Source organism: Lonepinella sp. BR2271 (assembly GCF_051851515.1).
In the GTDB taxonomy this organism is placed as follows: Bacteria; Pseudomonadota; Gammaproteobacteria; order Enterobacterales; family Pasteurellaceae; genus Lonepinella.
The window spans coordinates 71,104-91,846 of the sequence record NZ_JBPDVF010000009.1 but is presented as its reverse complement, the minus strand read 5'-3'; the positions used below and the strand labels follow the sequence as shown (position 1 = coordinate 91,846).

Annotated in this window: 29 protein-coding genes and 1 pseudogene; 6 read left to right on the top strand and 24 right to left on the bottom strand. The window is 38.5% G+C overall.

The window, feature by feature from the left end; all coding sequences use genetic code 11:
• Positions 1 to 82: 82 nt before the first annotated feature.
• From ACTG7X_RS08340 to ACTG7X_RS08325, 4 genes are all read right to left on the bottom strand, one after another.
• The gene (locus tag ACTG7X_RS08340; protein ID WP_439258030.1) at positions 83 to 2,029 is read right to left on the bottom strand and encodes an AAA family ATPase; all 1,947 of its coding nucleotides are present in this window, start codon (positions 2,027 to 2,029) and stop codon (positions 83 to 85) included.
• Between the two features lie 198 nt (positions 2,030 to 2,227).
• Positions 2,228 to 2,491, bottom strand: coding sequence for a hypothetical protein (locus ACTG7X_RS08335; RefSeq protein ID WP_439258029.1), 264 nt, complete (start codon positions 2,489 to 2,491; stop codon positions 2,228 to 2,230).
• Positions 2,492 to 2,502: 11 nt separating this feature from the next.
• Positions 2,503 to 2,754 (bottom strand): hypothetical protein, encoded by a 252-nt coding sequence (locus ACTG7X_RS08330; RefSeq protein WP_439258028.1) that lies wholly within the window; start codon positions 2,752 to 2,754, stop codon positions 2,503 to 2,505.
• A gap of 81 nt (positions 2,755 to 2,835) precedes the next feature.
• Positions 2,836 to 3,462 carry a metal-dependent hydrolase gene (locus tag ACTG7X_RS08325; RefSeq protein WP_439258027.1) on the bottom strand — a complete coding sequence of 209 codons (627 nt, stop codon included), beginning with the start codon at positions 3,460 to 3,462 and terminating at the stop codon, positions 2,836 to 2,838.
• A 22-nt stretch (positions 3,463 to 3,484) separates the two neighbouring features.
• On the opposite strand from ACTG7X_RS08325, the pseudogene ACTG7X_RS08320 reads away from it, so the two are divergent.
• Positions 3,485 to 4,072: pseudogene (locus ACTG7X_RS08320) on the top strand (IS3 family transposase); the annotation flags it as partial.
• 38 nt (positions 4,073 to 4,110) lie between these two features.
• Here the strand turns inward: ACTG7X_RS08320 and ACTG7X_RS08315 are convergent.
• Positions 4,111 to 4,731: a hypothetical protein gene (locus ACTG7X_RS08315; protein WP_439258026.1), complete on the bottom strand. Its 621-nt coding sequence runs from the start codon at positions 4,729 to 4,731 to the stop codon at positions 4,111 to 4,113.
• A 230-nt stretch (positions 4,732 to 4,961) separates the two neighbouring features.
• Here ACTG7X_RS08315 and ACTG7X_RS08310 point away from each other — a divergent pair, with 230 nt between their 5' ends.
• Positions 4,962 to 5,891, top strand: a complete 930-nt coding sequence (locus ACTG7X_RS08310) for a hypothetical protein (RefSeq protein ID WP_439258025.1) — start codon at positions 4,962 to 4,964, stop codon at positions 5,889 to 5,891.
• 608 nt (positions 5,892 to 6,499) lie between these two features.
• Here the strand turns inward: ACTG7X_RS08310 and ACTG7X_RS08305 are convergent.
• Both ACTG7X_RS08305 and ACTG7X_RS08300 read right to left on the bottom strand, forming a co-directional pair.
• Complete coding sequence (locus ACTG7X_RS08305; RefSeq protein ID WP_439258024.1) at positions 6,500 to 6,931, bottom strand: hypothetical protein; 432 nt, start codon at positions 6,929 to 6,931, stop codon at positions 6,500 to 6,502.
• Between the two features lies 1 nt (position 6,932).
• Entirely contained in the window at positions 6,933 to 7,379 is a 447-nt protein-coding gene (locus tag ACTG7X_RS08300) for a Panacea domain-containing protein (protein ID WP_439258023.1), read from the bottom strand.
• An 810-nt stretch (positions 7,380 to 8,189) separates the two neighbouring features.
• Here ACTG7X_RS08300 and ACTG7X_RS08295 point away from each other — a divergent pair.
• The 4 genes from ACTG7X_RS08295 to dld are packed head-to-tail and all read left to right on the top strand — an operon-like array spanning position 8,190 to position 12,026.
• Positions 8,190 to 8,735: a Sua5/YciO/YrdC/YwlC family protein gene (locus ACTG7X_RS08295; RefSeq protein ID WP_439258022.1), complete on the top strand. Its 546-nt coding sequence runs from the start codon at positions 8,190 to 8,192 to the stop codon at positions 8,733 to 8,735.
• Between the two features lie 4 nt (positions 8,736 to 8,739).
• Entirely contained in the window at positions 8,740 to 9,588 is an 849-nt protein-coding gene (gene aroE / locus ACTG7X_RS08290) for a shikimate dehydrogenase (RefSeq protein WP_439258021.1), read from the top strand.
• A complete protein-coding gene (locus ACTG7X_RS08285) occupies positions 9,588 to 10,310 on the top strand; it encodes an MgtC/SapB family protein (RefSeq protein WP_439242738.1) in 723 nt (240 codons plus the stop codon). Before aroE ends, ACTG7X_RS08285 begins: the two co-directional genes overlap by 1 nt.
• 33 nt (positions 10,311 to 10,343) lie before the next feature.
• Positions 10,344 to 12,026, top strand: coding sequence for a D-lactate dehydrogenase (gene dld, locus ACTG7X_RS08280; RefSeq protein ID WP_439258020.1), 1,683 nt, complete (start codon positions 10,344 to 10,346; stop codon positions 12,024 to 12,026).
• A 160-nt stretch (positions 12,027 to 12,186) separates the two neighbouring features.
• Here dld and rplQ read toward each other — a convergent pair whose 3' ends face one another.
• The 17 genes from rplQ to rplN all read right to left on the bottom strand — a co-directional run bounded on the left by rplQ (position 12,187) and on the right by rplN (position 20,720).
• Positions 12,187 to 12,573: a 50S ribosomal protein L17 gene (gene rplQ, locus ACTG7X_RS08275; protein ID WP_439258019.1), complete on the bottom strand. Its 387-nt coding sequence runs from the start codon at positions 12,571 to 12,573 to the stop codon at positions 12,187 to 12,189.
• Between the two features lie 40 nt (positions 12,574 to 12,613).
• Positions 12,614 to 13,603: a DNA-directed RNA polymerase subunit alpha gene (locus ACTG7X_RS08270; RefSeq protein WP_439242732.1), complete on the bottom strand. Its 990-nt coding sequence runs from the start codon at positions 13,601 to 13,603 to the stop codon at positions 12,614 to 12,616.
• 31 nt (positions 13,604 to 13,634) lie between these two features.
• Entirely contained in the window at positions 13,635 to 14,255 is a 621-nt protein-coding gene (rpsD, locus tag ACTG7X_RS08265) for a 30S ribosomal protein S4 (protein WP_439258018.1), read from the bottom strand.
• Between the two features lie 29 nt (positions 14,256 to 14,284).
• Entirely contained in the window at positions 14,285 to 14,674 is a 390-nt protein-coding gene (gene rpsK, locus ACTG7X_RS08260; protein WP_132302881.1) for a 30S ribosomal protein S11, read from the bottom strand.
• A gap of 16 nt (positions 14,675 to 14,690) precedes the next feature.
• Positions 14,691 to 15,047, bottom strand: coding sequence for a 30S ribosomal protein S13 (gene rpsM, locus ACTG7X_RS08255; RefSeq protein WP_439258017.1), 357 nt, complete (start codon positions 15,045 to 15,047; stop codon positions 14,691 to 14,693).
• Between the two features lie 139 nt (positions 15,048 to 15,186).
• The gene (gene rpmJ, locus ACTG7X_RS08250; RefSeq protein ID WP_012072236.1) at positions 15,187 to 15,300 is read right to left on the bottom strand and encodes a 50S ribosomal protein L36; all 114 of its coding nucleotides are present in this window, start codon (positions 15,298 to 15,300) and stop codon (positions 15,187 to 15,189) included.
• A gap of 30 nt (positions 15,301 to 15,330) precedes the next feature.
• Positions 15,331 to 16,656, bottom strand: coding sequence for a preprotein translocase subunit SecY (gene secY, locus ACTG7X_RS08245; RefSeq protein ID WP_439242729.1), 1,326 nt, complete (start codon positions 16,654 to 16,656; stop codon positions 15,331 to 15,333).
• Between the two features lie 7 nt (positions 16,657 to 16,663).
• A complete protein-coding gene (gene rplO / locus ACTG7X_RS08240) occupies positions 16,664 to 17,098 on the bottom strand; it encodes a 50S ribosomal protein L15 (protein WP_439242727.1) in 435 nt (144 codons plus the stop codon).
• A gap of 4 nt (positions 17,099 to 17,102) precedes the next feature.
• Positions 17,103 to 17,282: a 50S ribosomal protein L30 gene (gene rpmD, locus ACTG7X_RS08235; protein WP_132302876.1), complete on the bottom strand. Its 180-nt coding sequence runs from the start codon at positions 17,280 to 17,282 to the stop codon at positions 17,103 to 17,105.
• A 6-nt stretch (positions 17,283 to 17,288) separates the two neighbouring features.
• On the bottom strand, positions 17,289 to 17,789 hold the full coding sequence (gene rpsE, locus ACTG7X_RS08230; RefSeq protein WP_132302875.1) for a 30S ribosomal protein S5: 501 nt from the start codon (positions 17,787 to 17,789) through the stop codon (positions 17,289 to 17,291).
• A 14-nt stretch (positions 17,790 to 17,803) separates the two neighbouring features.
• Positions 17,804 to 18,157: a 50S ribosomal protein L18 gene (gene rplR / locus ACTG7X_RS08225; protein ID WP_439242725.1), complete on the bottom strand. Its 354-nt coding sequence runs from the start codon at positions 18,155 to 18,157 to the stop codon at positions 17,804 to 17,806.
• 13 nt (positions 18,158 to 18,170) lie between these two features.
• The gene (rplF, locus tag ACTG7X_RS08220; protein WP_439242723.1) at positions 18,171 to 18,704 is read right to left on the bottom strand and encodes a 50S ribosomal protein L6; all 534 of its coding nucleotides are present in this window, start codon (positions 18,702 to 18,704) and stop codon (positions 18,171 to 18,173) included.
• A gap of 16 nt (positions 18,705 to 18,720) precedes the next feature.
• Positions 18,721 to 19,113, bottom strand: a complete 393-nt coding sequence (rpsH, locus tag ACTG7X_RS08215) for a 30S ribosomal protein S8 (protein ID WP_439242721.1) — start codon at positions 19,111 to 19,113, stop codon at positions 18,721 to 18,723.
• A gap of 34 nt (positions 19,114 to 19,147) precedes the next feature.
• A complete protein-coding gene (rpsN, locus tag ACTG7X_RS08210; RefSeq protein WP_132302871.1) occupies positions 19,148 to 19,453 on the bottom strand; it encodes a 30S ribosomal protein S14 in 306 nt (101 codons plus the stop codon).
• A 12-nt stretch (positions 19,454 to 19,465) separates the two neighbouring features.
• Positions 19,466 to 20,005 carry a 50S ribosomal protein L5 gene (gene rplE / locus ACTG7X_RS08205; protein WP_132302870.1) on the bottom strand — a complete coding sequence of 180 codons (540 nt, stop codon included), beginning with the start codon at positions 20,003 to 20,005 and terminating at the stop codon, positions 19,466 to 19,468.
• Positions 20,006 to 20,022: 17 nt separating this feature from the next.
• Positions 20,023 to 20,334, bottom strand: coding sequence for a 50S ribosomal protein L24 (rplX, locus tag ACTG7X_RS08200; RefSeq protein ID WP_439242719.1), 312 nt, complete (start codon positions 20,332 to 20,334; stop codon positions 20,023 to 20,025).
• A gap of 14 nt (positions 20,335 to 20,348) precedes the next feature.
• On the bottom strand, positions 20,349 to 20,720 hold the full coding sequence (rplN, locus tag ACTG7X_RS08195) for a 50S ribosomal protein L14 (protein WP_132302868.1): 372 nt from the start codon (positions 20,718 to 20,720) through the stop codon (positions 20,349 to 20,351).
• Positions 20,721 to 20,743 lie beyond the last annotated feature (23 nt).

Here is a 20,743-nt window from a genome sequence, read left to right as displayed (position 1 = left end):
CTAACTATAAAATAGCACAATCTGCTATTTTATGCAATATTTTTCTTTTAAATTTGTTTTTTTGCTAAAATTTCGTAAAGCACTAATTAAACAATTCAATTTTTCGTAATTTTGCGATTTGAGTTGTTAAGTTTTCTGTCATTTCCGATTTTATAGGTTTTAAATCGTTTAAAAAATGACGTAACAACGTATTACGGCGAGATTGTGTATGTTTCACTGCACGATTGATTGCTGGTGCTTGACCGTAAATATGCACTTCCTGTTTTCCACGGGTTACATTTGTATAAAACCATTCCCGATTGAGTAAAACATAATCCCCTGATGTTACCGTTGTTAAAACATACTTTGCTTCACTACCTTGTGATTTATGAACTGTCATAGCATAGCCTAATGTTAAATGTTCACGAATACCGTTTAAATTGCGCACACCTGTTTCACCGTCTATGCGAACCATTAACTTTTCTTTCTGATCGTCCAAAATCACAGTCCCCATTTCACCATTTAAAATGGTATCGTCTAAATCATCATCTTGACGGCGTACATTCTTAATCCCCATAATGCGTTCGCCTTTCAAAAAACAACGATAAGGCACTGTACCTGCGTTAGGATATAATGCTTGTCGAATACGAACATTTAATACATCAGAACTTAATGCACTTGTTTGACGTTTAGCGGTAATAAGCATCACATCATTAACACCATGTTCTTTGGCTAACGTTGCAAATTTACTGACAATTTGTTTTTGAATAATTTCACTGATTTCTCGACTTTCATAACTACCACCTTGTGTGGTGTTTTTTAAATGGTCGAACGAATGATAAATAATGTTTTTACGAGAACCCAATTCAAGACTACGTGGAGAACCACCTAAAATTAAATGTGCGACATCATTAATATCATTTCCATTAGCTTGACGGTGAACAGTTGTCAATTTTGCTACGGGAATTTTGTTGCTATCAATAATGTCATAAAAAAAGCAACCCTTTGAAACTGGCGGCAACTGATTTGGATCGCCAATAAAAGTAATTCGAGTGCCATTTTGTACCTTTGCTAACAATGCTCGTGCTAAATCAGCATCAATCATTGAGCTTTCATCGACAAATACCCAATCTGCCTTAATGAAATCAGAAGTCACTTCATTTGTTTCAACTGCCTTATAATTTTCAGCGATCACATCCCCTTTACTTTTGTAATGAATAAGGCTATGGATTGTCATTGCGTTACGCCCTGTTGATTCACTCATTCGTTTTGCTGCTTTACCTGTCGGTGAACAAAGCACAACACGAAGACCTAAACTACTTACGCAATCAATAATTCGTTTTAAGATAGTTGTTTTACCGCAACCAGCGCCACCTGTTAAACAGGAAATTCGACTACGCAACACGGTATAAACCGCATTGATTTGACTGTTATCTAAAGTGATTTGACGGCCATTCGCATTTTCAACTTTTTCAATGAGTGGTTTTAATTTAGTAATTTGTTGCTCATTAAAAGCTCTAGCATGTTTATAGATGCGGCGAAGATGATCTAAAATGTTTAAATCTACACTAATGTCTCTTGCTGATGAAAAACATAAAATAGGTTTACCATTTTCATCTATCATAGGTTGATGGTTAACATCTAATCGTGGAAATTGCATAAAACGGGCATCTTTTCCTGTTTTACTAAATTCATTTACCATTACTGCTGCTAATAACATTTTCTTTTCTTTCTCTTGCCCAAGAGGAATAGATGGAAAAGTAATGTCAGCCATCCATTCATCTAAAAATTCACGGCAGTTTATAGATGTATCACCTGATTGCTCCGTTTTTAGACGATAGAAAGCATCCATTGAAGCAATAACTCGCTCAAAAGCTAAATCTTCGATACCAAAACGCAAACCTATGTCGTCCGCCATCTTAAATCCAATTCCACGAATATTTGCTAATTGATATGGATTACGTTTAATTTTTTCATAGGCAGACAAGCCATATCGTTCTTTAATTTTGCGTTGAGCAAATTGCGGAATATTGAACTCTTGAAACAACATATCAAGCTCAAATACACCAGCTTTGTCTTGAATACTGCTCGCTAAATTTTATTTGTTTTTTCTTTATTTTAGTTGCTTTTACTAAAATTTCCTATTTTGTAGGATTTTGTATTTTTGTTTTGATGATGTATAAGTATGATTTCATAATGTAAAATAATAAATATGAAATCATACTTATTATTTCATAAATATAAGATATTATTTGTAACCAGCCATTGCAAGGGCATCACGCAATATCTGACTAACAGTCTTTGGTTCAACGCCTTTTCGTTTGTTTGCTAACGCCTGATCTTCAAGTTGCAATAAAACAGATTTTGGTAAGGCAAAGGATGTTCGTACAATTTGCTCACTTTCTTTTTCAATTTCAACTGTCTTTTCTGCTGATTGACCATAAGGCTTATCCGCCAGTTTTACCGCTAATTCTTCTGCTTGTTGTTCTGGCGATTTTCGAATTGATTTCATATTTAAAGCCATTAAAACACCTCACTTACTAACGATAACACTTCATTTCTGGCTAATTCATTATTGCTTTCAATAACAGACTTACCTTCAGCCATAACATCACGATACACTTTTCTGTAATGCGCAATGGATTCTAAAATCCCAAAATTTTCAAATTCAGATACAAACTCTAAAAATTCCGCTCGCTCTTTGTCTTTCAAAATTGGATTAGTGGTTGTTGTTTTAGCTGCACTACCTTTGTTACAGCCAACGATTACGATCATAAAGACTCCTTATCCATGTATTAAATCATATTTCATAAGTATTATTTCATAAATAATAGTTTATATCAATAATTTTATGAATTATTTTTTTATAAATATGAATTTATATTTATGAATATTCATAAGAGTATGGACAACGCATGCAACACAGTATGGCATAATTGGTATATGGGTATGAAGTATGAATATGAAGTATGAAATGTCTCTTATGAAATCATAATTATGATTTCGTATCAGATTGCAAAATTCAGAAAAACAACGTTCCACAAGGTTATCAAAAAAGGCTTTCAACACACTAAATGGATTTTGCATAAATTGTGTAAAATGGTAACTTACGCTATCTTGATTCATTAAACACATTACAAACAACGTTGTTATAAGCATCATAAAAAAGATGCTTGTTTCGTATTGTCCGCTTTTCCACCATTTTAATGATTTACGCCGTTTACGAGGATGCCATACGGGAATGCCGCTCGGATTTGGTAGATCACCAACTAAATGCCAAAGACCACCAATACAATAAGCTAGAAACACATAGCCCCAATAAGTAAATTGCAACACGATAATAGATACAATCAATAAAATACACCATAACAAGGTCCAATGTGTATATGTACGATGTGGAACAAGTGAACTACGCTTAAAATAATGCGTTTCATCATATCTGGAAAATTCGAGTGTATCAGGCGCAACAGAACCTAAAATCAACGCATAAAAAGATAACCCACCTAAGCGAGTACGGCGGTTGCTGCGTGAAATGGATTTGGAAGCAGTATATCCAAAGCCACAGGATAGACACGCCCCTAGTGAGCATCAGATTTATCCATATTTACTGCGTAATGTGGCGATTAAACGGTGCAATCAGGTGTGGAGTACAGACATCACCTATATCCGCCTAAAACACGGTTTTGTGTACTTAACAGCGGTGATTGATTGGTACAGTCGCTATGTGTTGGATTGGTCGCTTAGCACCACACTGGAAGCGGATTTTTGCATTGACACGGTGGGAAGACTATTGGATAACGGGTTGAAATGTGATATTTTTAACACCGACCAAGGCTCGCAGTTTACTAGTCCACGCTTTGTATAGCCGTTGTTAGAATGTGGCATTCAAGTGAGTATAGACGGTCTTGGACGAGCATTGGATAATATCTTTGTTGAGCGTTTATGGCGTTCGGTGAAGTATGAATGTGTGTACTTGCAAGAGTTTGAAACCGTGGCGGGGGTAAGGACAGGTTTGAAGCAATATTTTGAATTTTATAATCATGAACGACTGCATCAGTCACTTGATTATTGCACCCCAGCCCAGGTGTATTAGTCTGCTAGTTAGGCAACTACATCTGGATTTTAGTAACCTTAAACTATCTTAATTTTTGTGGTTTTGTGGTCTTGACAAGGGGGAGCGTTATACAGCTTACCATCGAGCAAATAGCAATTAGATTCAGGCAATTTAAAGTCAGGGAGTTTGCTTAAATCTACTTTTGGATCGAATACTAAACGCCCGTCTGCATCACGCTTAAAGTTGCTATCAAATTGTCCTGGCATAAATTCCATTGAAGCCGCTTTTTTATCTTCTTCTGTCACTTTACCAGTTTGTGCTTTCAACGCTTCTGCTTTTGCGTTAGTTGCTTCTGCACGCTCGTTGATTTTAGCAACCATGGCATTAAGCTCGCTTAATTTTTTACTCATTTCATCCCAACCTTTAATTTCAGTGCTAGTCATGAAAGATTTTTGTTCGTCTGTTAATGCAGGGATAGGTTTGATTTTAGAAAAATCACCTGTTTCCATGGCAATATCTGTTTGTTTTTGATAGCTTTGAATTTGGTTATTCAAACCTGTCATCACTTCTTTATAGCGTGGTGTAGCCTGTAATTTTTCAAGTTGATCAGGTGAGAGCGAATCAACATTATCATAGCCACCATATTGATTGATAGTCGCTTTTGAATTTTCTGGTACGCTTACCGCCGTTTTTTCCATATCTTTGGGTTATAGCGTTGGCGTGTCTGCGGCCATAACAGTTGCTGAAAATGCGCTTAACAAAGCGATAGTAAGTAATGTTTTGAGCCTATACATAAATTTTCAGTGAGGAATAAATGATTATGAAGTATTAAATATGAATTATGAAGTATTATTTATGAATAAATACCTTGAAAAAATAATTGTTTTATGTTATTATCCTACTATATTTAATGGCTTAGGAGCTTAAAATGACTAAAAAAACTTATTCCAAAACCACTATGATCTTAGCAGTACTCGGTGCATCATTAGTTATCACTATGTGGGCGGACTCAATATTACTAACAAATGCTCGCTATACTGAAAAAGAATATCTATCATTATCTCATTTAGGTATTTGGTTATTTAGTAGCACGTTATTTGTGCGTGGTATTTTTGGTTGGTTTCAAGACCGACAAGATAAAAAACGCTTTAAAACAGTTTTTATGGGCTACCATACAGGGCAAAAAGAAGCTATTCAACTCATGAATGAAGAACAAAAAACAGCTTTAGAACATGTTGATGATTCAGAAACTGTTAAAAAAGAATTTGCTTTTATCAGTAAAATCAAAAAATACACAATAGGTTTGCTGCTGGCCGTTGTGGCGATTGTTTTTGTAACTGAATTACTTGGTATTACTACAAATGACTATCGGGCTACTGCAACATGGAGTCAGGTTTTTGTAAGAGGTGTAACATTATGGGGTGATAATGAAACGATTTATACTCTACTCTCTCTTGCAGAAATCATTATCCAATTTTTCTTTGTAATGATTTTTGCTCGTGGTGCAGTTGGTTATTATCACGATACCTTACTGTCAATGCGTGAACGCACAACGATTGTTTTTGGTGATGTTGCATTGCCAAAGTTAGATAACCATACTAAGGGTTTGGTAAAATTCGTTGTTAAGATGTTTTACAAAGGACAATATTTGATGACGAAAAAAAGTAAATCTGAAAATATTGAAACAACTAAGTCTGATATTGTAGATGTAGTTAACACAGAAGATACATCGAACTTAAATGCTAACACAAATGCACAAGCAGAGACTGAAAATCAAGATGATGTTAATGCAAAAGCAACCACTGCTAATGCCGATAACACAACAAACAATTCAGAAAATCAATCACAATCAAACTAACTAAGACAAAATCCCATTAAGTGTTATAATTAATGGGATTTTGCATATTTTAAGGAGTTAAAATGAAAAAAACATTGAGTGTGGTTAAAAATAGAAATGAAAAAGGCACTAATAGCGTTCGCTATTAATGTTTTTTGTTGTGGAAAAAGAAAATTTTGTGTAGGAAAATGCGAATTGCCCCAATTTCCCAAAAGGAATAAGAGCCAATTAAATAGATTAGATTTGCTTGCTTGCTTGCTTGCTTGCTTGCTTGCTTGCTTGCTTAAATTATTGTTAGTGTGTTTCATTATAAGCGTCAAGTATTTTTTAGAGAAATATCTTACATATTTTAGCAGAAATAAGAAATATATACAATAAAGCCTACTTACTATGTCGAGCGTGTTCTCCAAATGAATTTCTTGAGTCCATTCTTAGCCCAATTACGCCCCCTTACGGTGAATAAATGTTGCCATTTGTCCGTTGAAATATGTCTAAAAATGGTTAACGCCAACCCGAAATGGGTAAGAAACATTGAACCATTTTGTGCTAGAATTTGGTGATCGTTTAAATGATCATCTTTAAGTGAAATGGTTTTTTACACAAAATATGGGATAGGCTCATTATAAACTCTAGGAACCATGGTCATATAGTGAAAAATCTCTATCTAACCAAAGAATATGGAATATTTGATTCTCCCTATATCCAACCATTGGTTTCTTACCGCTAAATCTAAAAGCAATTAATGTAATATTTTGATCAATAATAAAATCTGGCACAGAACTTCCTTTTATTGCGGAGTGTGCAATTTTTTCTGTACCTAACCCATGTCGGTTGGAATTTATTAATTCTTGCCATGTCAATTGACTCAACTTGTGAAGAGTATCAATAAGATCGATTTTCTCACCAGACTGACAAGAGCTTAAACAATATCTTTTCCCAATCTGATGAAAAGAAAACATTGGTGGTTTTTTATCGTTATTCTCAGAAAGAATAAGACTGGACTTTGAAAGATTAATTTTCCCTTTACGTGTTGTCGTCGTGTTTTTATTGAGTTTTGGCATACTATTGAACTAATGTAGAGAAATATTCTTTTAACTTCTCATGAGAAATTTCATTGCTTTTACCTTGTTGATAAGAAGTTTTCCAAGGCGATTCTTCATGAGTCATATTTCGTAATTTCCATGCTGAGAACTGACCATATACTGCATAAATATCATCTAATAATTCTCTATCTCCTGTCGAAAATTTACTAAAATCAATATCTAAATTTTCAGTAGGTAAAGCACCACTACCATATTCTTTATATTCTTCATATAACTCAGGGACTACTGGACCGTGTAGCCACGCTTGGATTTTTTCAGCAAAAAGTGGCTTATTATTTATTGCCAAGAAAAAGCCTTGAGCATAATAAACTAATTTCTGAATTTTTAAATTAGATATTAAATCGCCACTTTCTTCTGCATTGCATAATGACAAGAAATATTTGGCTACATCAATACATTTTAACATAAGCAAACTCCTAAATAATAACCACAACCATTCTCGGTTAATGAGCGACGATAAAAATAAAATTGACTTATATGACTGACAGAACAAAAGGCAAGACGTGTTTCTTGCCTTTTGTTCTGTCAGCGTTATTCGCTGATTTTACAGACAAATTCCAAATTGTCAATAAGTATGTTGGGGTTGTGTTCTACAATGATTGAGTAGTTAAATAACTAGGCTACCTTAATTTGTAAAGAGCCTATAACAAAATTTGTGTAAAAGATAAAACCTAATCTGATAAATCAATACTTCTCGAACATCTAATGTACCGTTTTTTATCAGTATCAATTACTCCACTTTTCAACTCGCTTTAAGCCATGTACAGACTGGTTAAAACTTTATAAAATAACGTTTTTAGGCATGCAAAATTGTTCATTTTTTGTCAGTATCAATTACTCCACATTTCAATGCCTTTGGGTGAGTATCAATCACTACACATTTCAACAATGATCTAAATATTATCAGAATTGATATACCTTAGATAACCCTTTATTATATTGTGGTAAGATTTGTAGTAACTTTACTAGCTTCTACGGAAAATTATTGCTATTCTATAAAGTGTAAAAATAAATAACAAATACCATTAAAAAAAGAGCTTTAATTTACAATATTAGTGTACAAGCTAGCTAAAATAAACTTAACTTATTCATAATTATGAATTTTATATATTACATTATATTATTATATAGAAACAACCATTCTGAGTTACAATAGTGAATAAAGAAACGCTGGTTCGTGCTAGCGTTTCTTTTTTATTTAAACCAATACAATTATATGAACAGATTAGTCAATTTATTAAAATCCGAACAGGTCATTGCTTATCCAACCGAGGCGGTGTTTGGTTTAGGTTGTGATCCCTTAAGCCAAAGTGCGGTGGAAAAGTTGTTAGTTTTAAAGCAACGCCCTGTCGAGAAAGGCTTGATTTTGGTGGCGCCAGAGTTGGATTTTCTTTTGCCATTTATTGAAACCAAAGATTTTACGCCGCAACATTGGGCAAGATTACAAGCACAATATGCTCGCCCAACGACTTGGGTTGTGCCAGCTCGTGCCGAAGTGCCCGCATTCCTCACGGGGAAATTTGACAGCATTGCTGTGCGTTTATGCCGTCATCCGGCGGTAGTACAATTATGCCAAGCGACGGGCTTTGCTTTAACGTCAACCAGTGCCAATTTAACGGGGTTGCCCCCTTGTAAAACAGCCGAAGAAGTGCGGTCACAATTTGGTGAATATTTTCCAGTGGTCGATATGTCGGTGGGTGGGGCTAAAAATCCGTCAGAAATTCGAGATTTATTGACGAATCAAATTGTTAGACAGGGATAAAAATATGCCACAAAATACCGTTATTGCTCCTCATACTACCGCCGTTGATCGCTATGCGGTTTGGGGTAACCCTATTGCACAAAGCAAATCACCTCAAATTCATCACTTTTTTGCCCAACAAACGGGACAAATAATGCAATATGATGCGCTGCTTGGTGATGAGGTTCAGTTTGAACAACAGCTCCTCGACTTCTTTGCGCAAGGGGCAAAAGGCTGTAATATTACGGCCCCTTTTAAACAACGTGCTTATCAGCTTGCTCAGGTTTACAGTGAACGAGCATTAACAGCGGGAGCTTGTAATACGCTGAAAAAGTTGGAGAATGGCGATCTCTATGCAGATAACACGGACGGGGCGGGCTTAGTCAGTGATTTACAACGTTTAGGTTGGTTAAGACCCCATCAAACGTTATTAATTTTAGGTGCTGGCGGCGCAACCCAAGGGGTATTGTTACCATTGTTGCAAGCCAAGCAACATATTGTGTTGGCCAACCGAACCTTGGAAAAAGCGCAGGATTTAGCCGATAAATTTGGCCAATATGGTCAAATAAGTGCGGTGCAATTAACCGACATTTCTGTGCAACCTTTTGATGTGATAATTAATGCAACGTCATTGGGCTTACAAGGAAAAACGGCACCCATTGCACCAGAACTGTTGTCATTGGCGCATGCTGTTTATGATATGCAATATGCAAAACAAGGCGATACGCCCTTTTTGGCATGGGCAAAATCCCTTAGCGTGAAAAACATGAGCGACGGTTTTGGGATGTTAGTAGGACAAGCTGCTCATTCGTTTGCCTTGTGGCGGGGTATCATGCCAGAGGTGAATAGATTAATAGAACAAGAGATGATCTAATGGAAAATATACAAGCATTATTTTTAGCAGTGATTAATTCATCACATTTCATTATTTTAATGAAATTATGCGTTGCCATGTGTCTCGGTGGCATTATCGGTTTAGAGCGGGAATTGAAACGTAAACCTGTCGGGGTTAAAACCTGTGTGATTATCTCAATTACCACCTGTATTTTGACCATTGTGTCGATTCAATCGGCGGAATATTATGCGGAAGTATCACAAAATATTCGTACCGATCCCATGCGATTAGCGGCACAAGTGATTAGTGGTATCGGTTTCCTCGGGGCGGGGGTAATTTTGCGTAAAAGCAATGATGCGATTTCTGGCTTAACGACGGCGGCAATTATTTGGGCAGCGGCGGGGATTGGTATTGCCTCGGGGGCGGGTTTCTTTTTTGATGCAATTTTGGCTACCATGATGATCTTCATTGCGATTCGTTTAAGTCCGATTGTACAGCGTTATGTACAACGTCATCGTCCTGCTGACATTAAAGCGACCCTAACTGTTCACTTGAATGATATGGCGGGTATTAATAAAATCAAAGCCTTATTTGCACAACAGCATTGTGATATTGAAGATATGAATATCAAAGATTTATATCATGGGGAAATTAAATTGGTGTTACGAGCAGATTTAGAGGATAAAGAAATCTTGCATCATCTTTATGGTGAAATTAAACTGATCCCTGAAGTCTTAGGGGTGGATTTGGAAAGTAAATAAAATACGCCGTGATTATTTTAACGAGGGAACCTTATGTCAACACAACTTATTCAGCAACTTCATCAAATTGTCGGTAAACATTATGTGATCACCGATCCGGCCAAAAATGAGCAATATCGTAGTGGCTATCGTTTCGGCTCTGGCAAAGCCATTGCCGTCGTTCGTCCCGCTACGTTAGTGGAATTTTGGCAGGTACTCAAAGCCTGTGTAGAGGCAGATGTGATCGTGATTTCACAAGCCGCCAATACAGGACTGACAGGCGGTTCAACGCCGAGTGGTGATGATTATGATCGGGATATTGTGATTATCAATGCCATGCGGATTAGTGGCATTCAGTTGATTAATCAGGCAGAACAAGTGGTCTGTTTACCTGGTTCAACCTTGAATGAACTGGAATTATTACTTAAGCCTCATCAACGTGAACCGCATTCCGTGATTGGTTCTTCTTGTATTGGCGCCTCGGTGATCGGGGGAATTTGTAATAATTCTGGTGGGGCGTTGGTGCAACGAGGTCCGGCCTATACTGAAATGTCCCTGTTTGCTCAACTGGATGAAAAGGGTGAGCTAACTTTACATAACCATTTAGGGATTGATCTGGGTAGCACACCAGAAGAAATTTTACAAAATTTACAAACGGGACAATATCAACCTGAACAAGTACATCAAACGGAAAAACGGGGTCATGATCATGCTTATTGTCATCATGTACGTCAGGTCAATGAAGATAGTCCTGCCCGTTTTAATGCGGATCCCAACCGCCATTATGAGGCCTCGGGTTGTGCAGGCAAATTAGCGATTTTTGCAGTGCGACTTGATACTTTTCCCTTAGAAAAAGACACCGCCGTTTTTTATATTGGCACCAATCAAACCCAAGTGTTAAATGATATTCGTCGCTATATACTCGCTGAATTTCAACAACTGCCAATTTCGGGCGAATATATCCATCGAGATGCCTTTGATGTGGCGGCAGAATACGGTAAAGATACGTTCTGGGTGATTAAAAAATTTGGCACGCATCGTCTCCCAAGGCTATTTGCGCTAAAAGCCAAAGTTGATCGGCTGGCGAAAAAAATAGGATTACAGGACTTTAGCGATAAACTCTTGCAATTCGGCTCAAAATTTATTCCACAGCATTTGCCTGATAGTTTGCGTCAATACCGTGATAAATACGAACATCACTTAATTGTGAAAATGGGCGGCAAGGGGATTCAGGAGGCACAAGAATATTTAGCCCACTATTTTGCAGAAAGCGACAAAGGCGGTTATTTTGAATGTAATGCACAAGAAACACAAGCTGCTATGTTGCATCGTTTTGCTGTCGCCTCTGCGGCCATTCGTTATCGTGCAATTCATGCGGATGAGGTAGAAGATTTAGTAGCGTTGGATATTGCATTACGTCGTAATGATGAACAATGGTTTGAAACCTTGCCTGAGGAGATGAACCAGAAAATTAGTCATAAACTCTATTATGGCCATTTTATGTGCCATGTTTTCCATCAAGATTATATTGTGAAGAAAGGCCATGACTGCCATCAATTAGAAGAAGATATGTTAGCGCTACTCGATCAACGTGGCGCAAAATATCCAGCGGAGCATAATGTGGGACATTTATATGAGGCCAAACCGGCTCTCCGTCAATTCTATCGTGAGTTAGATCCAACCAATAGTTTCAATCCGGGCTTAGGTAAAACCTCAAAGAAAAAATATTGGGCATAAAGCAAATAGGAAAAAATAAGCAAAAGTGCGGTGAAAAAAATGTCTTTTTTCACCGCACTATTTTTGCCCCTATTTTATCGGCAAAGCGCATTTCAAACCACTTCAATTCTAAAAAAGAAAAAGCCCACTAAACGTGAGCTTTTTAGGTATTAACTTTAGATTATTCCGCAGCAGCTTCAGCTGTTACTTCAGGGCGATCTACTAACTCAATGTATGCCATTGGAGCGTTATCACCTGCACGGAAACCACATTTCAAGATACGGGTGTAACCACCAGCACGTTGAGCAAAACGTGGACCTAATTCATTAAATAATTTTGCAACAGTTTCAATGCTGCGTGTACGAGCGAAAGCTAAACGGCGATTTGCTACGCTGTCTACTTTTGCTAATGTAATTAACGGCTCAACTACACGACGTAATTCTTTTGCTTTTGGCACAGTTGTTTTAATGATCTCGTGACCAATTAATGAACTTGCCATATTGCGGAACATCGCTTGGCGATGACTACTATTACGGTTTAGTTGACGACCACTCTTACGATGGCGCATGACCTTATCCTTCTCAGAAAAATCTTAACCTAACTGACCATTAATCTTCAGCAATACTTGCTGGTGGCCAATTTTCAAGGCGCATACCAAGTGAAAGACCACGTGAAGCGAGGACATCCTTAATTTCGGTAAGTGATTTCTTACCAAGATTAGGTGTTTTTAATAACTCAACTTCAGTACGTTGGACTAAGTCACCGATATAATGAATTGTTTCTGCTTTCAAACAGTTAGCAGAACGAACTGTCAACTCTAAGTCATCAACAGGACGGAGTAAAATCGGATCAAATTCCGGTTTCTCTTCCTTGACTTCTGGCTGACGAACATCTCGCAAATCAACGAATGCATCAAGCTGTTCCGCTAAAATTGTTGCAGCACGACGAATTGCTTCTTCTGGATCAATAGTACCGTTGGTTTCTAACTCGATAACTAATTTATCTAAGTCAGTACGCTGTTCAACACGTGCGGCTTCTACATTGTAAGCAATACGGTCAACAGGGCTATAACAAGCATCTACTAACAGACGACCAATTGGACGTTCTTCATCCTGAGCATGTACACGAGCGGAAGCAGGCACATAGCCTCGACCACGTTGTACACGAATACGCATATTAACAGACGCATTTTCATCGGTTAAATGACAAATTACATGTTCAGGATTTACGATTTCTACATCACCATCGTGGGTGATGTCAGCTGCAACAACAGGGCCAATTCCAGATTTGTTTAGTGTCAGAAATACATCATCTTTATTCTGAACTGTAACCGCTAGGCCTTTTAAGTTTAGAAGTACTTCAAGAATATCTTCCTGAACCCCTTCTTTACTACTGTACTCATGCAATACGCCTTCAATTTCTACTTCAGTGACAGCACAACCTGGCATTGAAGATAAAAGAATACGACGCAATGCATTACCTAGAGTATGGCCGAAGCCACGCTCTAACGGTTCTAAGATCACTTTAGCGTGTGTTGAGCTAATTTGCTCAATATCCACTAAGTGTGGCTTTAAAAATTCTGTAACAGAACCCTGCATTTTATCCTCTCTTTGCTTGTAAGCTTAACTATTATTTAGAGTAAAGCTCAACGATCAGATGTTCGTTAATGTCTGCTGATAAATCAGAACGTTCAGGAACACGTTTGAACACACCTTCCATTTTTGCATAATCAACTTCTAACCATGTTGGTTTTTCTTTTTGTTCTGCTAATTCCAATGATGCTTTGATACGAGCTTGCTTTTTAGATTTCTCACGCACAGCAATCACATCATCAACGGAAACTTGGAAAGATGGAATGTTTACAACACGACCATTTACTACAATCGCTTTGTGGCTCACTAATTGGCGAGCTTCTGCACGAGTGGCAGCAAATCCCATACGATAAACAACGTTATCCAAGCGACCTTCTAATAATACTAAGAGGTTTTCACCTGTATTACCTTTTAAGCGGTTCGCTTCTTTATAGTAATTACGGAATTGACGTTCTAAAATACCGTAGATACGGCGAACTTTTTGTTTTTCACGTAACTGACTACCATAGTCAGATAAACGTGGTTTGCGAGCACCGTGTTGACCAGGTGCTGTATCAATTTTACATTTAGAATCGATAGCACGCACGCCTGATTTAAGAAATAAATCAGTGCCTTCACGACGGCTTAGCTTGAGTTTTGGACCCAAATATCTTGCCATTTTCTTTCTCCAATTATCCTAACGTCAGATTAAACACGACGTTTTTTCGGTGGACGACAACCGTTATGAGGAATCGGAGTCACATCTGTAATGTTCGTGATTTTAAATCCTGCTGCATTTAATGCACGGATTGTTGATTCACGACCTGGACCCGGACCTTTAACCATAACTTCCAAGTTCTTTAAGCCAAATTCTTTGACGACTTCAGCACAACGTTCAGCAGCGACTTGCGCAGCAAACGGAGTTGATTTACGAGAACCACGGAAACCTGAACCACCTGCGGTTGCCCATGCAAGAGCGTTACCTTGACGGTCAGTAATAGTTACGATTGTGTTATTGAAAGATGCGTGAATGTGAGCTACGCCATCTACAACTTGTTTTTTTACACGTTTACGTGCACGAACTGGTGTTTTAGCCATTAATCTTTACCCCGACTTATTTTTTGATCGGCTTACGTGGACCCTTACGGGTACGCGCATTAGTTTTAGTACGTTGACCACGTACCGGTAAACTACGACGGTGGCGTAAACCACGATAACAACCTAAGTCTAATAGACGTTTGATGTTAAGTGTTACTTCACGGCGTAAGTCACCTTCAACGGTAAATTTACCAACTTCGTCACGCAGTTTATCAATCTGCTCTTCAGACAATTCTCTGATCTTAACGCTTTCAGTAATACCTGTTGCAGCACAAATAGCTTGTGCGCGGGTTTTACCGATACCATAAATTGCTGTTAAAGCGATTACAGTATGTTTATGATCAGGAATGTTAATGCCTGCAATACGGGCCACTATGCACTCCTATTTTTTAACTAATTGGTATATTGATCTTGAAAAGCCCGTTTCAGGATACTCAAACAATATACCAAGGACATAAATGAGCTGAGCAGTATAACTGCTCAACTGGTTCTTTGCAAGAAAAATTTATCAATTAACCTTGACGTTGTTTATGTTTAGGGTCAGTACATAATACACGTACTACACCTTCACGTTTCACAATTTTACAGTTACGACAAATTCTCTTTACGGAAGCACGAACTTTCATTGCTTATCCTTTCTTTATAAAATGGACAACTTATTGTCCAAAACCTTTAAGGTTTGCCTTTTTCAACGCAGATTCATATTTGGTTGACATTAAATGACTTTGAATCTGCACGATGAAATCCATAATTACCACTACAACGATTAACAAGGATGTCCCACCAAAATAGAATTGGACGTTCCAAGCTGACATCATAATGTAAGGAACTAAACATACGAAGACAATATAAAGACCACCCACTAATGTGAGACGAGTCATAATTTTATCTATATAACGAGATGTCTGTTCACCTGGTCTAATTCCTGGGATGAATGCTCCAGATTTTTTCAAATTATCGGCTGTATCACGAGGATTAAATTGCATTGCAGCATAGAAAAAGCTAAAGAACATAATTGCTGCCGCATAGACGATCAAATAAATCGGCTGACCTGGTTGTAACATTAACGATAAATTCGTTAACCATTCCAAACTAGAACCCTCACCAAACCAAGATGTAATTGTTGCTGGGAACAAAATAATACTGGAGGCAAAGATAGCTGGAATAACACCGGCCATATTGACTTTTAACGGTAAATGGGATGAACCCCCACCTAATATTTGACGACCTTGCTGACGTTTAGCATATTCTACTTTCACTCGACGTTGTCCTCGTTCAACGAACACAACGAAATAAGTGACTGCAAACACAATGACGGCAATCAATAAAAGAACTAACGGATGCATCTGCCCTTGACGCGCCTGCTCAATGGTTTGACCAATCGCTGCTGGAAGACCAGCGACGATACCTGCAAAGATAATTAATGAAATACCATTACCAATTCCACGTTCTGTAATTTGTTCACCCAACCACATTAAGAACATGGTTCCTGTGACAAGGCTAATGACTGCGGTGAAATAGAAACCAAAACCTAAGTTAGGTACAAGGCCTGGTAACATACTTGGTAAACCGGTTGAAATCCCAATCGCTTGTAATGTCGCAAGTCCTAACGTTGCATAACGTGTGTACTTACTCATTTTACGGCGACCAGATTCACCTTCTTTCTTTAATTCATTTAATGCAGGATAAACCGTGGTCAATAATTGAATGATAATAGAGGCCGAAATATACGGCATAATACCTAACGCAAAAATTGACGCACGGCTTAATGCACCACCAGAGAACATGTTAAACATCTCAATGATGGTGCCTTTTTGTTGTTCAATTAACTGAGCTAATACGGCTGCATCAATACCAGGAACCGGAATGAAAGAACCAATACGGAAAACGATTAGTGCACCTAATACAAAAAGCAATCTACTTTTAAGTTCACCTTTACCGCTTTGAGTACTTCTACTTTGATAACCTGGTTGCTTAGCCATCTGTTAATTATTCCTCGATTGATCCACCAGCAGCTTCAATCGCTGCTTTAGCACCTTTAGTTACACGTAAACCACGAACTGTGACGGCACCTTTCACTTCACCTGCTAAAATGATTTTAACAAATTGAATATCTTTGGTGATTAAGTTCGCTGCTTTAAGTGAATCTAACGTGACAACATTGTCTTCGACTTTAGTTAAATCATTCAAACGAATTTCAGCGGTGACCGCTGCTTTCATTGATGTAAAACCAAATTTCGGTAAACGACGATATAAAGGCATTTGACCACCCTCGAAACCACGACGAACACCGCCGCCAGTACGAGATTTTTGACCTTTATGACCACGTCCACCCGTCTTGCCTAGACCTGAACCAATACCACGACCTAAACGCTTAGCACTGTGCTTAGCACCTTCAGCCGGAGATAGAGTATTTAAACGCATTCTCTTACTCCTCCACTTTAACCATATATGAAACTTGGTTAATCATACCACGTACAGATGGTGTATCTTCCAACTCAACAGTATGACGAATATGGCGAAGACCTAAACCTTTCAAGGTGGCTTTATGCTTCGGTAAACGAGCAATTGAGCTACGAGTTTGAGTTACTTTAATAGTTTTAGCCATCATTCATTACCCCAAAATTTCATCAACGGTTTTACCACGTTTAGCGGCAACCATTTCTGGTGATTTCATATTTGCAAGAGCATCAATTGTTGCTCGAACAACGTTAATTGGGTTAGTTGAACCGTATGCTTTAGATAAAACGTTACGTACACCTGCCACTTCTAATACGGCACGCATTGCACCGCCTGCGATGATACCTGTACCTTCGCTAGCTGGTTGCATAAATACACGAGAACCCGTATGAACACCTTTAACAGGATGTTGTAATGTACCTTCATTTAAAGCGACGTTGATCATGTTACGACGTGCTTTTTCCATTGCTTTTTGGATCGCTGCTGGAACTTCGCGTGCTTTACCATAACCAAAACCGATACGACCGTTACCATCGCCTACCACTGTTAAAGCAGTGAAGCTCATAATACGACCACCTTTTACGGTTTTTGATACACGGTTTACCGCGATTAGCTTCTCTTGCAGTTCACCAGCTTGTTTTTCGATGTTTGACATCTCAATTTCCTCTATTAGAACTGTAGACCAGCTTCACGAGCAGCGTCCGCTAAAGATTGGACACGACCATGATATTTAAAACCGGAACGGTCGAAAGCCACTTCTTTCACGCCTTTCGCTAATGCACGTTCAGCAACAGCTTTACCTACTACTGCAGCGGCATCTTTGTTACCGGTATATTTTACTTGCTCACTAATTGCTTTTTCTACTGTTGAAGCAGCGGCAAGCACTTCTGAACCATTCGGTGCAATTACTTGTGCATAGATATGACGTGGAGTACGGTGAACCACTAAACGAGTGACACCTTGCTCTTTCATCATATAACGAGCACGAGCTGCACGACGGACACGAGCTGATTTCTTATCCATAGTGTTACCTTAATTATTTTTTCTTAGCTTCTTTAGTACGTACAACTTCGTCTGAATAACGAACCCCTTTACCTTTATAAGGTTCAGGTTTACGGTATGCACGAATATCTGCTGCCACTTGACCGATTAATTGCTTGTCAGCACCTTTCAACACGATTTCGGTTTGAGATGGACATTCTGCAGTAATACCTGCTGGTAAAGTGTGCTCGACAGGATGTGAAAAACCTAAGCTCAAGCCAACAACGTTGCCTTTTACTTGTGCTCTATAACCCACACCGACGAGTTGTAATTTTCTTGTGAAACCTTCGGTAACACCAATAACCATTGCATTGACTAACGCACGTGCAGTACCTGCTTGTGCATTCGCACCCACACTACCATCACGTGGTGCGAAAGTTAATGCACCATTATCTTGTTTAACTTCAACTGAGTTATGAATGGTACGAGTTAACTCGCCATTCTTACCTTTCACTGTTAATAGCTGGCCGTTAAGTTTTACCTCAACACCGGCAGGAACAGTTACAGGTGCTTTTGCAACACGAGACATTTTTCCTACCTCTCCATTAAGCTACATAACAGATGATTTCGCCGCCTAAGCCCGCTTGACGAGCCGCACGATCAGTCATCACACCTTTAGATGTAGAAACCACAGCGACACCTAAACCACCCATTACTTTTGGTAATTCGTCTTTACGTTTGTAAATACGAAGACCAGGACGGCTTACACGTTGAATACTTTCTACAACTGGTTTACCTTGGAAATATTTTAACGTAATTTCCAATTCAGGTTTTACACCTTCTAAAACGTTTACGCTTTCAATGTAACCTTCTTCCGCTAATACATTGGCAATTGCCACTTTTAGCTTGGATGAAGGCATACTGATCGCAACTTTGTTCGCAGCTTGACCGTTACGAATGCGGGTCAACATATCTGCGATTGGATCTTGCATACTCATTTGCTTTTACTCCGATTCCAAAATAAAGTGGATATTACCAACTTGCTTTCTTAAGACCAGGGATCTCACCACGCATGGCTGCTTCACGGACCTTAATACGGCTCAAACCAAACTTACTTAATACGCCGTGAGGACGACCAGTTTGGCGACAACGGTTACGTTGGCGACTTGGGCTTGAATCACGCGGTAAAGTTTGTAACTTTAACACCGCACTCCAACGATCTTCATCAGAAGAATTGACGTCAGAAATGATTTTTTTCAACTCTACACGTTGAGCGTAGAACTTCTCAGCCAATTTAACGCGTTTTACATCGCGTGCTTTCATTGATTGTTTAGCCATTGATAACCTGCCTTATTTACGGAATGGGAAATTAAAGGCAGCAAGTAGTGCTTGGCCTTCTTCATCATTCTTCGCTGTTGTGGTAATAGTAATATCTAAACCACGAACACGATCAACTTTATCATAGTCGATTTCAGGGAAGATGATTTGCTCACGCACACCCATACTGTAATTACCACGACCATCAAATGATTTCGCACTTAAACCGCGGAAGTCACGAATACGTGGAACAGCAATTGTAATTAAACGTTCAAAGAACTCCCACATACGTTCACCACGTAGTGTTACTTTACAACCGATTGGATATCCCTGACGGATTTTAAAGCCAGCAACAGATTTGCGTGCTTTTGTTACTAAAGGTTTCTGACCGCTAATCGCTGCTAAATCCGCTACTGCGTTATCTAGCAATTTTTTATCGGTCAATGCTTCACCCACACCCATATTCAGGGTAATCTTTTCGATTCGTGGGACTTGCATGACAGATGCGTAGTTGAATTTATTTTTCAATTCATTCACTACTTGATCTCTGTAATAATCATGCAGTTTCGCCATCGCATTACTCCAGTTTGTTAAATAATTTCATTATTAGATTTGAAGAAACGGACTTTTTTGCCATCTTCAATTCTAAAACCTACACGGTCAGCTTTGTTAGTTGTTGGATTGAAGATCGCTACATTTGACGCATCAATTGGCGCTTCTTTCTTCACTAAACCACCCTCTTTGCCTAAAGCAGGTACAGGTTTTTCATGTTTAGTAATGATTTTAATACCTTCAACAAGAACTTTACCGTTTGGTAACACTTGAGTTACCTTTCCACGTTTGCCTTTATCTTTACCGGCAAGAACGATTACTTCATCATTTTGACGAATTTTTGCAGCCATTTCTTATCTCTCCCTTATAGTACTTCTGGTGCTAAAGAAATGATCTTCATAAACTTCTCAGAGCGAAGTTCACGCGTCACAGGTCCAAAAATACGGGTACCGATAGGTTGCTCCGTGTTATTATTTAAAATTACACAAGCGTTACCATCGAAACGAATGACTGATCCGTCTGGGCGACGAACACCCTTTCTAGTGCGCACGACAACTGCTTTTAACACATCACCTTTTTTCACTTTACCACGAGGAATTGCTTCTTTCACAGTAATTTTGATGATATCACCAATAGCAGCATAACGACGGTGCGATCCACCTAGAACCTTGATACACATTACGCTACGAGCGCCTGAGTTATCAGCAACGTCTAGCATAGTCTGTGTCTGGATCATATTAGTGCTCCGTTTAAGTTAAA